This window comes from Afipia massiliensis (genome assembly GCF_001006325.2).
In the GTDB taxonomy this organism is placed as follows: domain Bacteria; phylum Pseudomonadota; class Alphaproteobacteria; order Rhizobiales; family Xanthobacteraceae; genus Afipia; species Afipia massiliensis_A.
Genome location: NZ_LBIA02000001.1, coordinates 400359 through 413802, shown reverse-complemented (window position 1 = coordinate 413802; position 13444 = coordinate 400359). Strand labels below are relative to the sequence as shown.

The following is a 13444-nucleotide window of genomic DNA, read 5'->3' as shown; positions in this document are numbered from 1 at the left end:
AATAATGCAGTGGTTAGGAGCGGGGACGCGAGGGGCATCCATGTCTCCGGATCGTTTCCTTGCTGATCGGAGGCGCCGCCTCAAAATGAAGCCATTTGCTGTTCGCGCCACAGGCCGGGCGAGGACGGCCGTAGACATTCACATTTGAAGCAAAAATATTCGATTATGGTGCAATGTCTATTGCGTTTCCCGCCCAATTATTTGCATATTCCGCCAAACTTCACTTCGCTTGTGACAGCGGTCGGCATGCCGAACCTCAGCCCGACGGTTCCGATATCGTTCGTTCAGAACATGTTGATGGGCGCCAAGCGTACGCTCACGCCAGCGAGCGTTGACGACTTGGTGCTCAAGGCCGGTATCGCGCCATCCTTCCTCGATCGACGCGGTGCCAGGGTAACGCGTGAGCAGTTTGTTCGCCTCTATGAGGTCGTTGCGCTGGCAACCGGCGATGAAATGCTGGGGCTTTGGTCGCGGCCGATCAGAGGCGGCACGCTCAAGTATCTAGGCCTAAGCCTCCTCGACGCGTCGTCAGTCTTGACCGCGATGTATCGTTTCACGCGATTTTGGAATCTGTTGCTGGACGACTACGCTCTCCGCCTGTCGCGCCAGGACGACGTCGTGACTTTGGCGCTCACGCCGTTGATTGAGGGGGCCGTGCCAACTGTCTTTGGGCATGAACTAATGATCAAGCTCAGCCATGGCGTCGCATCATGGCTGGTCGGACGCGAACTGCCGATCGTGAGTGTCGGATTCGGCTTCGCGCGTCCCGATCATTTTGCCGAGTATGCGCAACTGTTTCCGGGCCCCGTGGCCTTCGATCAAGAATTTACGTCGGTGCGTTTTGAGGAGCGCTTCCTGCGTCAGCGTTTTCATCGGACAAGGGCCGAGCTACTCCAGTTTGTCAAACGGGCGCCGGACGATTGGATCTTCGTCACCTTTGATCATGGATCAACCGCATCGCGTGTTCGCGAGTATTTGGCGGACAAGGTGGGCAGTGATCAGCCGTTGGACGTCGTGTCCGCCGCGCTTGTCATGTCCAGTCGAACATTGTCGAGACGGCTTACCAATGAGCGCACTAGCTTTCAGAAGATCAAGGATGAGATGCGCCGCGACCTGGCTGTTCAGCAGTTGGTTAAGACGCAGAACTCCGTCGATGAAATTGCGTTGCTGGTCGGTTTCGACAATACACCCGCGTTCCACCGGGCTTTTCGAACTTGGACGGGAAGTACGCCGGGGACCTACCGTCGGCAAACAGCCTTTCGGTCGGCGTGACTTTTTCTTCTGATCCGCCGCCTCACGGCTGATCGGTTGAGGTAACAGTTTGCCGTCCTGTTTCTCGTCCCTCATTCGTTTCTATTCGGGGTTGTGTACCGAAAACCTAAACCCGGACGTAATGATGATGAAGTCCGCCAAGGATGACGTATGATTTGATGCTTCCGGACAGGCACAGGTGGGATAGGACGCCTCCCTAGCTCGAAGTTACTCATCTCAGACGCCGATTTTGCAGTGCGAGCAAAGGCGACGTCCGTGATGCCGATAAAGCCGAGCAGGCTACGTATACACTAACCCGGCTACGCGCGGATCATTGCCAGTATCATCTTTAGCATACGCATTGGTTGCCATTATTTCGGTAGCGCGCTTCGAAAGGGCTTCATGATTTTGGTCAACGTCGGGCTGATCGCACTGATTTCCGCGAAATGAATCTTTGACAGTTTTCGTAATCGCTTTTCACCTTCCCTGGTCAATTTAACCAGGGCCCGTCGACCGTCCTCATTGTCGATCACCCGACGCAGAAGGCCCAGTTTCGTCATCCTGTCCATCAGTTCAACAGCCGTATGGTGTCGAATCAGCAGAAATTTTGCCAACTCACCGACCGAGACGGGCTCGTGGCTTGAGAAGCCCTTGATGATGAGAAGTGCTTGATGTTGTTGCGGGGTGAGGCCTTCCTTTCGAGCCGCCGCTTCGCTGAAAGCCTGGAATTTCCGAAGCTCGAATCGAAACTGGGCAAGCGCCTTGTAGTCTACGGCCTGAATTTTGCTCTTTGTTGCTGGCTTCGCGCCGGCGCGGCTCGCTGCTGATCGCGGCTGCTTCCGCTTGGAAGAAATCATTCTGTTGCCCAGCGCCTGCGCGCCCTCATTGATAAAGCAATAACCTGCTGCTGATGGCTCGAATATCCGCCACCAAGCCGCAGAGTCGCAAGCACTTTTCTGTATCGATAGTTCTGCGCGAGTGCTCGCCCGAACGTCCGATGAGACGAGTCCCAATCGATGCACTGGCGGGGCCAGGAACGCCTGTGGCCTAATCGCAGGAAGAACTCAGCAGGCTCAGAAGGATGATCTGCAACGCCAGGGGTACTTTTGTGCTTCTTCGGCGAACAGACCTTTCGAGCGCCTCGGTCAACTCAATCTTGGTCAATTTTCCCGCCGTGAACTTGGCCTCGATCTCGCGCCACATCGCCGAGAGCGACCGGCCGGCATGAAAAATCGGTTGGATGATCACACCGCGCGATGCTGCCCATCTGACGATTTCATCGGCGGTCTGTGGGCCGCAATTCCGGGCGACCAACAGACGCTTCAGCGTGATCTTGCGAAGGAGTGCGGCCGGTGGGATCCATGGTCCGCGTGGTGGAATTTCTCCTGTCAGTTCTGGCGCCAGCAGTTTGAGGGCATTCAGGGCGCGGCCGCTGAGTTCGATGGAGCGCACCTGTGGTGCGGACGTCGCGATGACGTTGTTGCTGACAAGATGTGGGCCAGCTTCTCTCATTGCGCCGATGCGGGTGTCGGTTGCGAACGGCGCGCTGGTCTTCCGTCGTGTTGATGCGCTCCGGCGCGTGAGTGATGGGGTCACCTTGCTTTTCAGGCTCATTGCGATCTCCGTTCACAGCACCGCGCCTTGCGCGTTATCGACCATCCCCGGAATTCGGATCGCTCATCGATGCCGGGCGGGCAATCCGGCACGTCTGCGGGTACCGATCGCAGTGCAGCGCGATCCTGAAATATATCGTAACGCGACATATCAACGTATCCTAGTACGGGAAGTCATGCGACGAAAGTGACATTGACAGTCAAGTATATCGTAAGGCGATATGAAGGCGCACGCAGACCGGTAAGTCAGCCGCACCCTGAAGGCGGCGATGCTGGTAAATGAGAGGAGAGTACGAAAAGTCGCAGATCGTAATGTCGTTTCTGCGAAATGCCGCCGTTCAGGCCGGGCGCCTTTGGTGCCCGATTGGAAGTCGCGCATCTCAACAACAGAATGCTTTTGGGAGGATTACTGGCGATGAAGAAAATCTTTGACGAACAGGCATTTGACTTTTCCGTGTCGCGCCGCTCGCTGTTGCGGGCCGGCGCGGGACTTGCCGGTGGCGCGCTGTTGCCGGGCGGCTTCATCATGCCGGGCTTCGCCGCCGAATCGCCGCCGATCGGCACCTGGCCGGCCGGTTCAGTCGGCAATTCGGTTTTCATCGGTATCGCCGTGCCGCGCACCGGCGCCTATGCGGTGCAGGGCGAAGACGAGCTCAAGGGCTGGCAGCTCGCTGTCGAGCACATCAATGAAGGCCACGAGCTGATCAAGAAGCTCTCGCCGAAGACCAAGAAGGGCGTGCTCGGCAAGGAAGTGAAGATCGGCGTCGCTGATTCCGGCGCCAAGCCGAACATCGCGGTGCAGGCGCAGCAGCGCTTCATCACCGAGGACAAGGCAGTGCTGATGACCGGCTCGACCTCGAGCGCGGTCGCGGTTGCGCTCAACAAGCTCGCGCAGCGCGAGAAGGTGCTCTACGTGGCCGGCATCTCCGGCTCCAACGACACCACCGGCAAGGACTGCGTGCGCTACGGCTTCCGCCAGAACTTCTTTGGCCAGACCGCCGCGGCCGCGATCGGCCCGGTTCTCGTCAAGACCTTCGGCAAGAGCAAAAAGGCGGCTTACATGACGCCAGACTACACCTACGGTCACACTGTCACCAAATCGATGGAGGACTATCTCAAGACCGCGGGCTGGACCACTGTGACCAACCAGGTCTCGCCGCTCGGCGCGCCTGACTTCAGCTCCTATCTGCTGAATATCGCCAACTCCGGCGCCGACGTTCTCATCAACGTCAACTGGGGCCGTGACGCGGTTCTGTCGATCCAGCAGGCGCAGAAGTTCGGCATCTTCGACAAGATGAAGCTGGCGGTGCCCTACCAGATTCCGTTCCTCGCGCCCGAAGTGGGCGGCGGCTTGCTGGCCGGCGTTTACGCCGCGACCGACTATTGGTGGACGCTCGAGGACAGGTTCCCGCTCGCCAAGATGTTCAACGAAGCGTTCGTGAAGAAGTTCGGTCATCATCCGGAGTGGGGCGCAGAAAACGCTTACACCAGTTTCGCGCACTGGGCCCGCATGGTCGAAACCGCTGGCACCTTCTATCCGCCCGCAGTCATCAAGGCCTACGAGAAGGGCGAAACGATCCCGTCCCTCGTCGGCGACGTTCGCTACCGGCCGGAAGATCACCAGTGCGTTCGCCCGGTCATCATCGTCAAGGGCAAGGCGCCCAAGGACATGAAGAACAAAGAAGACTTCTGGGAGGTCGTGGAAGTCGTTCCGGGTGAAGGGCTGATGCAGAAGCTGGACGCTTTCGGCTGCAATCTCGGCGAATACACCTGATCGCCTTGTGATCCGGCGCCGGTTCTCGGTATCCGATTTGTACTGAGTGCCGGCGCCGTCTTTTCGTAAACGCAACTCCTTGTGAGCCGGTGCCGGTTCGTCGCGCGAGCGGCGCGTCGGCGGCGCGCGACGGATTGCCGGCAAATTTTAGATAGGGCTGGTTGTGATAAACTGGGCTAATTTTGTATCGCAGATGTTCAACGGACTGGTACTCGGCGCATTGCTTGCGCTGATTTCATCGGGCCTGACGATCATCTATGGGACGCTCGGCGTCCTGAACCTCGCGCACGGCGCCATGTTCATGCTCGGTGGCTATGCCGGGTATGTCGCCTACACCTACACCGAATCCTTCATCGTCGCCGTGATTGCCGGCTCGCTTTTCGTGATGGTGCTCGGCGTGGTGATGGAGCGCGTCATCATCCGTCATTTCTATGATCGTCCGCATGAAGACCAGTTGCTCGTGACGTTCGGATTGAGCATCGTTTTCGTCGAGGTCGTGCGCTTCTTCTTCGGCAGCCTGTCGCTGAGTGTGCCGGCACCGAAGCTGTTTACCGGCATCACCTCGCTCGGGTTCATGTATTATCCGACCTACCGGCTGGCGCTGGTCGGCATCGTCGCTGTCGCCTTGCTGGTCCTGTTTGTCGTGCTGTATCGCACGCGGATCGGCATGATCGTGCGGGCCGGCATCGAAGATTCCATGATGGTCGATTCGCTCGGCATCAACGTCTATCGCGTGTTCATGGTCGTGTTCGGCATCGGCGCGATGGCGGCTGGCTTCGCCGGGATCGTCAATGCGCCGGTGGTCTCGCTGACGCCCGACATGGGCGAGGCGATCCTGGTGCAGACATTCGTGGTCGTCGTGATCGGCGGCGTCGGCTCGTTTCCTGGCGCCATTCTCGGCGGCCTCATCGCCGGTGAGATCATCAGTATCACGTCGATGGTAAATCCCGGTTACGCCTACGTCATGCTGTTCGCAGCAATGGTGCTAGTGCTGATGCTGCGGCCGCAAGGTCTGCTCGGCACGCGTGGCCGCGAATGAGTGTGGTCAGGTAAAATGCAGAACCAACGTCCATATCTGATCGAAACACTGACGGCCATTGGCCTGATCGCCGCGCCGTTTCTGTTGCCTCATCTTGGGTTCGCGCCCAATACCGTCAACCGCATCCTTGTCTGGGGGCTGTTCGGCGTCGGCTTCGACATCCTGTTCGGCTATACGGGCCTGCTCTCGTTCGGGCAGTCAGCTTTTTACGGCACCGGCGGATTTGTCGCCGCCTATCTGCTCACCCGCACCGGCTTCCCGCACGTTGTGACGGCGCTGTTCATCGGCATGGTCGCGGCGGCCATCACCGGCTATCTGGTCGGATTGATTGCGCTGCGGCGTACCGGCATCTACTTTGCCATGATCACGGTGGCGATCGCGGAGGTCTTCTATTTCGTCGAATTCAATCCGCTTGCGGAATGGACCGGCGGCGAGAACGGACTGCCCGGCGTTCCGACGCCAAGCTTCGACCTCGGCTTCACCACCATCAGCTTCACCACCGGGTGGTCGCTCTATCAGTTCCTCGCGTTCTGCTACTTCATCGGCATCGTGATCGCGCTGCGCATCGTACGATCGCCGATCGGCGCGGTGCTGAGCGCGATCCGGGACAATCCGCTGCGGGCTGCCGCCCTCGGCCACAACATCCAGAGCTACAAACTCACCGCCTTCGTGATCGCGGCGGCGTATGCCGGCTTTGCCGGAGGCCTGCTGGGCGTGATGCAGGCCTTCATGCCGCCTGATGCATTTATGTTCGATACATCCGGACAACTCATCATGCAGACGGCGATCGGCGGCACCGGCACACTGTTCGGTCCGCTGCTCGGCGCCGCGGTCTGGCTGTTTTTGCAGGACTTCCTGCAATCCGCGCTTGGGCTCGGTGCTGCGTGGAAACTTGTGCTCGGTCTGGTGTTCGTGCTGTTGGTATGTTTCCTGCGTCACGGTCTGATTGGAGGCTTCAAGGATCTCTATCTCTTTGTGGCCGGGAAGATTTCGGCCAAGCCGAAAGATGACGCTCCGGTCGCCGTCGTCGCCAAACCTGAAGCCGTGCGCGAGCCGAACCTGGTGCCGATGCCGCCGCATCGTCGCGCGCCCGACTCCTATACCGGGCCGATCCTGCAAGCGACCGGCCTGACCAAGCGCTATGGCGGTCTGGTCGCCAACAGCGACATCAGCCTCACCGTCAACCATGGCGAACTGCGCGGCATCATCGGCCCGAACGGCGCCGGCAAGTCGACCTTCTTCAAGATGCTCACCTGCGAAGTGCCGCCCACATCCGGCACCATCATGTTTGAGGGGCAGGACATCACGGGCAAGAACGTCACCGACGTTTGCCAGCTCGGTCTCACCAAGAGCTATCAGGTCAACCAGCTGTTCAATCGTCTGACGGTACGCGAGAACGTCACCATCGCGGTGCTGGCGGAGTTGCGCGGCAAGTTCAAGCTCGACCTCTTCGCGAACAGGTCGAAGATCGAGGGGCTGAACGAACAGGTCGAGCACACGCTGGAACTGGTGAACCTTGCAGGGCGTCCGGATGTGCCGGTTTCCGAACTCGCTTACGGCGAGAAACGGCGGCTGGAAATCGGTCTGGCGCTGGCCAATTCTCCGAGCCTGCTGTTGCTCGACGAACCGCTCGCCGGTATGAGTCCGCAGGAGCGCATCGAAACAGTAAAGCTGCTCAAATCCATCAGCCGGGGCCGCACCATGATCATTATCGATCATGATATGGATTCGCTGTTCGAACTCGTGGAGCGGATCACCGTGCTGCAGGAAGGTCGCGTGCTGGTCGAGGGTACGCCGGACGAAATCAAGAACAACGCGAAGGTGCAGGAAGCCTATCTCGGCGGCGTTCATGGAGTCCTCGAATGAGCCTGCTCGAGGTCACAGGATTGAACAGCTATTACGGGGATTCCCACATCCTCTTCGACGTTTCGCTGCGCGTGGAACGCAACGAGGTGGTGGCGCTGCTCGGCCGCAACGGTGCGGGCAAGAGCACCACGCTCAAGAGCCTGATGGGCGTCGTGACGCCGCAGTCCGGCTCGGTCGTGCTCGACGGCGTTGAGATCGCAGGAAAGAAGAGCCACGTCATCGCGCAGGCCGGTATGCAGCTTGTGCATGAGGACCGGCGCGTCTTCGGCAGCCTCAATGTCGAAGAAAACATCATTCTCGCCGGGTTGACGGCGCCGAACAAATGGCCGCTCGATCGCATTTACGAAATGTTTCCCCGACTGAAGGAGCGGCGCGACAGCCGCGGCACCGATCTGTCCGGCGGCGAGCAGCAGATGCTGGCGATTGCCCGGGCGCTGGTGCGCGATCCGAAAATCATCCTGCTGGACGAGCCATTCGAGGGGCTGGCTCCCGTGATCGTGCGCGATCTGCTGAAGGCCTGCCGCGATCTTGCCGCCGCCGGACAGACCATCGTTCTGGTCGAGCAGAATCTCGCAGCGACGCTGGCGCTCGCTCAGCGCGTCTACATCATCAATAACGGCCATATCGTCCACGACGGCCCCGCGCTGGAAATCAAGAAACAGCCGGAGGTGCTGCAGCGCTATCTCGGCGTTTAATGAGCCCGCCAGTATCTTTTGGGAGCGGGCAAATCACCAACGAAGATGAATTGCGAGAGAAGATCGCGACATGCCGCCGGTTAATCTCGCAAATGAAGGTGTTGACACGCCCGCAGCGGAATTATGGCGGGCTCGCCAGCGGCGAGGGATGTAATGGCAATCTACGACGACCAGAATATTTTTGCGAAAGTTCTTCGCGGTGAGATACCTTCCTACAAGGTGTACGAGAACGAGCAAACGTTTGCGTTTCTCGACATCATGCCGCGCTCGCCAGGGCACACCCTGGTGATCCCGAAGGCCGCCGTGAGGGGTATCCTCGACATTTCAGCCGATGAATTCGTGGAGGTTGCGCGAACAACGCGGAGGATTGCGCTCGCGGCAGTCAGTGCGTTCAACGCAGGCGGCGTTATCGTTCAGCAGTTCAGCGAACCAGCCAGCGGTCAGGTCGTGCTGCATATGCATATGCATGTCATGCCTATGACCGCGGGAATAGACCTGCTGCCAGCTCAAACGCGCAAGGAAGATCCGAAAGTCCTCGAACAGCACACTACTAGGCTAATTGCCGCCATCAAGGAGCAGATGCAGAGGGCTTAGACCGGCGTTGGCACACTGAAGCGGTGCATTCATTATTAGCCATCCATTCAAAAGTTGGAGACTCAGATCGCACGTCCGCTCGATGTGTCTGTCACGATTGCGCCGGTGAGACCGCTGCCGGCGGGGCTTCTATGTACTTTGCAGCGCGGCCGATGACGATGAGCGCCTCGGGATGACGCGCCTCGGAGGGATGGCTCAATTCCAAACATGGCGTTGTTGTTTCGCGCTGCCTAACGAGGCGCGTCATCGATTGTCACCGACGCGAGATCGCGCGCAGTTAAAAATACCCGACGACCAGACGAACGGTCTTCGCCAATCCCTCCCCACATCCATATGAATTTCCCTGTTCAACAGAAAATCCCCGTTCGCAGAAATATTTTCCCTGCTTGTTGAAGTAGGGAATTGTCCGAAAGCCCCTGCGCCACGGCGGCTTCTTGCCTTTAGATCATTTCAACTGGACCAGGCTGGGGTTGTCGAGCAATGTCCTCGACGATTATCGGAAGGCGCGGTCTGGTAGTTTAGAAATATCTCGCGACAAGCTTACAAAATGACGTCGTACCGCCTGTTCAGCCTTTTCGGGATCGCCAGACAGGACGGCATCGGAGACCTTCTTGAAGCTCGCGAGGCGAAGATTCTCCGCGGCAGATGGATATGATCGGAACTGAGCGCGGACCAAATGAATCTGAAGCGTAGGGAGCAGACGATGCAGTTCCTTGTTTGCTCCAAGCTTGGTGATCGTACGGAAGAAATGGCTGCATGCGCGACCGAACTCGAAGAAGTCATGATTGTTCTCGAAAGCAATGAGCGCTTCGGTGCTGGCCAACATCAGTTCTCGGTTGTTTTCGAGATCAATCCTTGCAGCGGCGGTCTTTGCGCCCAGGGCAAACAGCCATTCCATGACGATCAGCGTGTCGTGAGCTTCAGAGCGGCTTAACCGGGGAATCTGCGCTCCGCGGTTGAACCCGATCGATACGACGCCTTCGGTCATCAGCATCTTGAGGGCTTCACGCACAACAAAGCGGCCCACCTTGAAGTCTCGCGTGAGGTCAGCTTCGATCAGCCTCTGGCCCGGAACATACCGTCCGTCATAGAGACCGCGGACGATCTCGCGGAACAGTTCGTAAGCCGCGCTTCTCTTTCCAGAGATGCTGTCCCCATCTTCCAGCGCTGGCGAAGCGGCTTTAGCGGACACCACGTTCTCCGACATCTGCAATCCATCAAAAATGCCAAAGCGGCTCGATCACAACGATCAGGCAGTTGCCCGATATCCCGGGCGACGCGCGAAACCCTCATTATTGGGTGGCTTCCTCCGTCGTATCAGCCGCCCCGGGAGAAATCCATTGACACCAATTGGCCATTGATCGTCAAGATTGTATGTGCATTATTGACGAGCAATCTCCCGTCACAAGGGACGAGGCGATGAAAAATGACGGTTCTTGGGAGGAAGTTTTGGGTTCAAAAGTCAAAGGGATGGTTCGTGGAGTTGTTGCCGGAGCATCGGCTCTGGTCATTGGTTCGATGGGTGCCTGGGCTCAGGAGCCATTGCGGATCGGGGTGCTCACCGATCTGAGCGGGATGAATGTCGATATTTCGGGAAAAGGCTCAATTGTTGCCGCCCAGATGGCGGTAAAGGATTTCGGCGGCAAGGTTCTTGGACGTCCCGTTGAAGTGCTTTCGGCCGATCATCAGAACAAGGCCGACATTGGCGGCCCGATCGCGCGTGAGTGGGTTGATCGGCAGAACGTCAAGGTGATCGTCGATCTGCCGACGACGCCGGTCGCGCTAGCTGCCCTCGAAATCGCCAAGGCGAAGAATGTTGCCGTTCTGGCTTCCGGAGCTGCCTCATCGGATCTGACCGGAAAATATTGCTCCAAGGTGCTCGCCCATTGGAGCTACGACACCTACGCCCTCGCAAAAGGCACCGCGCGCTCACTGACGTTGCAGGGCGCAAAGGATTGGTTCTTCGTAACTGCTGACTACACCTTCGGCTACAATCTCGAGCGCGACGCCAGGGCGGCGATCGAGGCGGCCGGCGGCAAGGTGAGAGGTTCGGTGAAGCACCCTCGCGAGGTCAGCGACCTGTCGTCTTCGCTGCTGCACGCTCAAGGGTCAGGGGCAAAGACGATCGGCTTTGCCAATTCGGCCGGCGACATGACGACTGCGGTAAAGCAGGCATCCGAGTTCGGCATTGTGCAGGGCGGCCAGCAGATCGCGGCGCTTCTTGCGTTCATCAACGATATCGACAGTCTTGGACTCAAGGTGGCCCAGGGCATGGTGTTCACGGATGGATTCTACTGGGACATGGATGACGAGACACGCAAGTGGTCTGAGCGCTTTTCGGCGCAAATGAACGGCGCAAAGCCGTCGATGATCCAGGCCGGCGTCTACTCCGCGGTGCTGAACTATCTCAAGGCTGTCGAGGCGGCGAAAACCGACGGCGGCGAGCAGGTCATCGCAAAAATGCGTGAGATGCCGATCAGCGACATGTTCGCGCGTAATGCCAAGCTGCGCAAGGACGGGCGGCTGATCCACGACATGTATCTGGTCGAGGTCAAGAAGCCGAGCGAATCCAAGGGGCGCTGGGACTACTACAAGATTCTCCGCACCATTCCCGCAGAAGAAGCGTTTCGCCCTCTCTCGGAATCCGAGTGCCCAGACGTCGCGAAAAAGTAAGGTTGGATAGTGAGCCTGTCGCACGCAGAAGGATAGCCATTCTGCGTGCGACAGTGAGTAACAAGAAGCCAGCAAGACCGTCATGCAGGTTGCTCCGTGAGGGAGCGAAGCTCTTGCGTCGGTTGTTGCGACGTGGCCAACACATACGTGGGGAGTACGCGATGAAAGCTGAAAGTGCCTCCGGAATTCCAACACCTGACGGCGGCGACGAGGCGGCCTATCTCGCTGCACTTGCCAAGGCGCAGCAGCGGAACTGGCCGAACCATCTGACACGAGCGCCGATTTACCCGCTGGGCGAGCAATCGCTGGGCGATTACTTGCGACAGCGCGCGAAGCTGCATCCCGAAAAGCCTGCGGTCCTGTTTTACGGCGCAACGCTTTCATTCAAAGAACTCGACACGTTGAGCGAGAATTTCGCGGCGTTGCTGAAATCGCACGGGGTGTCTCAAGGCGATCGCGTTGCGATCTTTCTGCAGAATTGTCCCCAGTTTCTGATTGCGTTCTATGGAATATTGAAGGCCGGCGCGGTTTATGTTCCGGTCAATCCAATGTTTAAGGAGGCCGAGCTTGAGCATGAGCTGGCGGTTTCCAAAGCCAAGGTGATCTTGGCGCTCGATACCTTCCACGACATGGTGGAAAATGTTCGCGGCCGCTCAAGCCTCACCACGGTTCTCACTACCAGTCTGCGTGACATGCTGCCGACCGCGCCGGTCGGCCTTGTTCCTGATGTCGTCCTGGCCCCGAAGCGCGACTGTGCCGGCAGCATCGATCTCCTCTCAGCCCTTCAGCAGTCGGCGGCAAGAGCGGCCCATCCTGCCATAGATATGGATGCCACGGCGGCGTTGAATTTCACCGGCGGCACCACCGGCTTGCCGAAGGCCTGCGTTCATACCCAGCGACACATGCTCTATACGGCCGCGACCGGTGGTCCGCTGTGCTTTGAGCTGTCCGACGATGACGTGATCATCTGTTTCGTTCCGCTGTTCTGGATCGCGGGCGAGGGCATCGGCATGATCATGCCGATCGTATTTGGTTCGACGCTGGTGCTGCAAACGCGCTGGGATCCACAGGCTTTCATTGAGGCGGTCGAACGCCATCGTGCAACGCATGTCTTCTTCATGGTCGATAGCGCGTTTGAGATCCTCGCGCATCCTGCCGCGCAGCGGGCTGACATGACTTCTCTGAAGCACGCGAAGACTGCGTCGTTTGTTAAGAAGATCGACGCATCGGTTCGCGAACGATGGCGCGCTCTGACGGGCGGCTCGCTCCACGAAGTGTCGTGGGGAATGACTGAAACCCATACCTACGACGCCTTCGTGTCGGGATTTCAGGACGACGATTTCGATTTAAACCAGCAGGCGATCTTCGTGGGCCTCCCGGTGCCCGGAACCGAATTCAAGATCTGCGATTTCGAGACCGGTGCTTTGATCCCGTTCGGGAATCCCGGCGAGTTGTGCGTTCGCTCGCCCTCACTGACGCAGGAATATGTCGATGAGACCGGCACGCCCCATAACGCGTTGCGGAATGGATGGTTTCACACTGGCGACGTGGGCCAAATCAGTGAGGAAGGCTACGTCCACTTTCTCGGGCGCCGAAAGGAAATGATCAAGGTGAGGGGCATGAGCGTGTTTCCCGCCGAGATCGAAGCCCTGCTGGGGCGACATCCGCAGATCGCAGCCTCGGCGGTGGTGCCGCGCCCTGATGCGGAGAAGGGCGAGGTCCCTGTTGCCTTCATACAGCTTGCGAGCGGCGTTGAAGCGACGGAGCGCGATTTTGTCGTGTGGTGTCAGTCCCGCATGGCGTCCTACAAAATCCCCGAATTCAGGTTCGTGCCCGCGCTTCCGATGACGGCCACGGGAAAAGTCAGGAAAGTCGAGATCATTGAAAAATACATCGACTCTTGACGAGGCGCATCGCGCACCGTTGTCCTTATCTGCGA

General features: G+C 58.6%; 11 protein-coding genes. 8 read left to right on the top strand and 3 right to left on the bottom strand.

The genetic code is table 11. The features are described 5' to 3' along the window. The first annotated feature begins 144 nt into the window (after nt 1-144). A complete protein-coding gene (locus YH63_RS01805) occupies nt 145-1272 on the top strand; it encodes an AraC family transcriptional regulator (RefSeq protein WP_205717105.1) in 1128 nt (375 codons plus the stop codon). Between the two features lie 350 nt (nt 1273-1622). Here YH63_RS01805 and YH63_RS01800 read toward each other — a convergent pair whose 3' ends face one another. Then, the gene (locus YH63_RS01800) at nt 1623-2108 is read right to left on the bottom strand and encodes a MarR family winged helix-turn-helix transcriptional regulator (protein ID WP_046829090.1); all 486 of its coding nucleotides are present in this window, start codon (nt 2106-2108) and stop codon (nt 1623-1625) included. Between the two features lie 190 nt (nt 2109-2298). Further along, entirely contained in the window at nt 2299-2865 is a 567-nt protein-coding gene (locus YH63_RS01795; protein ID WP_052753879.1) for a hypothetical protein, read from the bottom strand. A 414-nt stretch (nt 2866-3279) separates the two neighbouring features. On the opposite strand from YH63_RS01795, the gene YH63_RS01790 reads away from it, so the two are divergent. The 5 genes from YH63_RS01790 (at nt 3280) to YH63_RS01770 (ending at nt 8832) form a co-directional block, all read left to right on the top strand. Further along, nucleotides 3280-4638, top strand: coding sequence for a substrate-binding protein (locus tag YH63_RS01790; RefSeq protein WP_046829091.1), 1359 nt, complete (start codon nt 3280-3282; stop codon nt 4636-4638). 163 nt (nt 4639-4801) lie between these two features. Continuing rightward, the gene (locus YH63_RS01785) at nt 4802-5677 is read left to right on the top strand and encodes a branched-chain amino acid ABC transporter permease (RefSeq protein ID WP_046829092.1); all 876 of its coding nucleotides are present in this window, start codon (nt 4802-4804) and stop codon (nt 5675-5677) included. Nucleotides 5678-5692: 15 nt separating this feature from the next. Further along, complete coding sequence (locus YH63_RS01780; RefSeq protein ID WP_046829093.1) at nt 5693-7543, top strand: branched-chain amino acid ABC transporter ATP-binding protein/permease; 1851 nt, start codon at nt 5693-5695, stop codon at nt 7541-7543. Continuing rightward, the gene (locus YH63_RS01775) at nt 7540-8238 is read left to right on the top strand and encodes an ABC transporter ATP-binding protein (RefSeq protein ID WP_046829094.1); all 699 of its coding nucleotides are present in this window, start codon (nt 7540-7542) and stop codon (nt 8236-8238) included. The genes YH63_RS01780 and YH63_RS01775 overlap by 4 nt, the downstream gene beginning before the upstream one ends. 153 nt (nt 8239-8391) lie before the next feature. Beyond that, entirely contained in the window at nt 8392-8832 is a 441-nt protein-coding gene (locus YH63_RS01770) for an HIT domain-containing protein (RefSeq protein ID WP_046829095.1), read from the top strand. Between the two features lie 493 nt (nt 8833-9325). Here the strand turns inward: YH63_RS01770 and YH63_RS01765 are convergent, their stop codons facing one another. Next, a complete protein-coding gene (locus YH63_RS01765; protein ID WP_052753880.1) occupies nt 9326-10039 on the bottom strand; it encodes a GntR family transcriptional regulator in 714 nt (237 codons plus the stop codon). Nucleotides 10040-10350: 311 nt separating this feature from the next. Between YH63_RS01765 and YH63_RS01760 the strand changes: the two genes are divergently transcribed. Both YH63_RS01760 and YH63_RS01755 read left to right on the top strand, forming a co-directional pair. Beyond that, nucleotides 10351-11505 (top strand): ABC transporter substrate-binding protein, encoded by a 1155-nt coding sequence (locus tag YH63_RS01760; RefSeq protein WP_246657994.1) that lies wholly within the window; start codon nt 10351-10353, stop codon nt 11503-11505. After that, nucleotides 11481-13409 (top strand): AMP-binding protein, encoded by a 1929-nt coding sequence (locus YH63_RS01755; protein ID WP_246657993.1) that lies wholly within the window; start codon nt 11481-11483, stop codon nt 13407-13409. The genes YH63_RS01760 and YH63_RS01755 overlap by 25 nt, the downstream gene beginning before the upstream one ends. Nucleotides 13410-13444 lie beyond the last annotated feature (35 nt).

Excerpts from the sequence above, each read along its gene's own strand:
- YH63_RS01800 (WP_046829090.1), bottom strand. The coding sequence starts at position 2,108 with ATGATTTCTTCCAAGCGGAAGCAGCCGCGATCAGCAGCGAGCCGCGCC.
- YH63_RS01795 (WP_052753879.1), bottom strand. The coding sequence starts at position 2,865 with ATGAGCCTGAAAAGCAAGGTGACCCCATCACTCACGCGCCGGAGCGCA.
- YH63_RS01790 (WP_046829091.1), top strand. The coding sequence starts at position 3,280 with ATGAAGAAAATCTTTGACGAACAGGCATTTGACTTTTCCGTGTCGCGC.
- YH63_RS01780 (WP_046829093.1), top strand. The coding sequence starts at position 5,693 with ATGCAGAACCAACGTCCATATCTGATCGAAACACTGACGGCCATTGGC.
- YH63_RS01775 (WP_046829094.1), top strand. The coding sequence starts at position 7,540 with ATGAGCCTGCTCGAGGTCACAGGATTGAACAGCTATTACGGGGATTCC.
- YH63_RS01770 (WP_046829095.1), top strand. The coding sequence starts at position 8,392 with ATGGCAATCTACGACGACCAGAATATTTTTGCGAAAGTTCTTCGCGGT.
- YH63_RS01765 (WP_052753880.1), bottom strand. The coding sequence starts at position 10,039 with ATGTCGGAGAACGTGGTGTCCGCTAAAGCCGCTTCGCCAGCGCTGGAA.
- YH63_RS01760 (WP_246657994.1), top strand. The coding sequence starts at position 10,351 with ATGGGTGCCTGGGCTCAGGAGCCATTGCGGATCGGGGTGCTCACCGAT.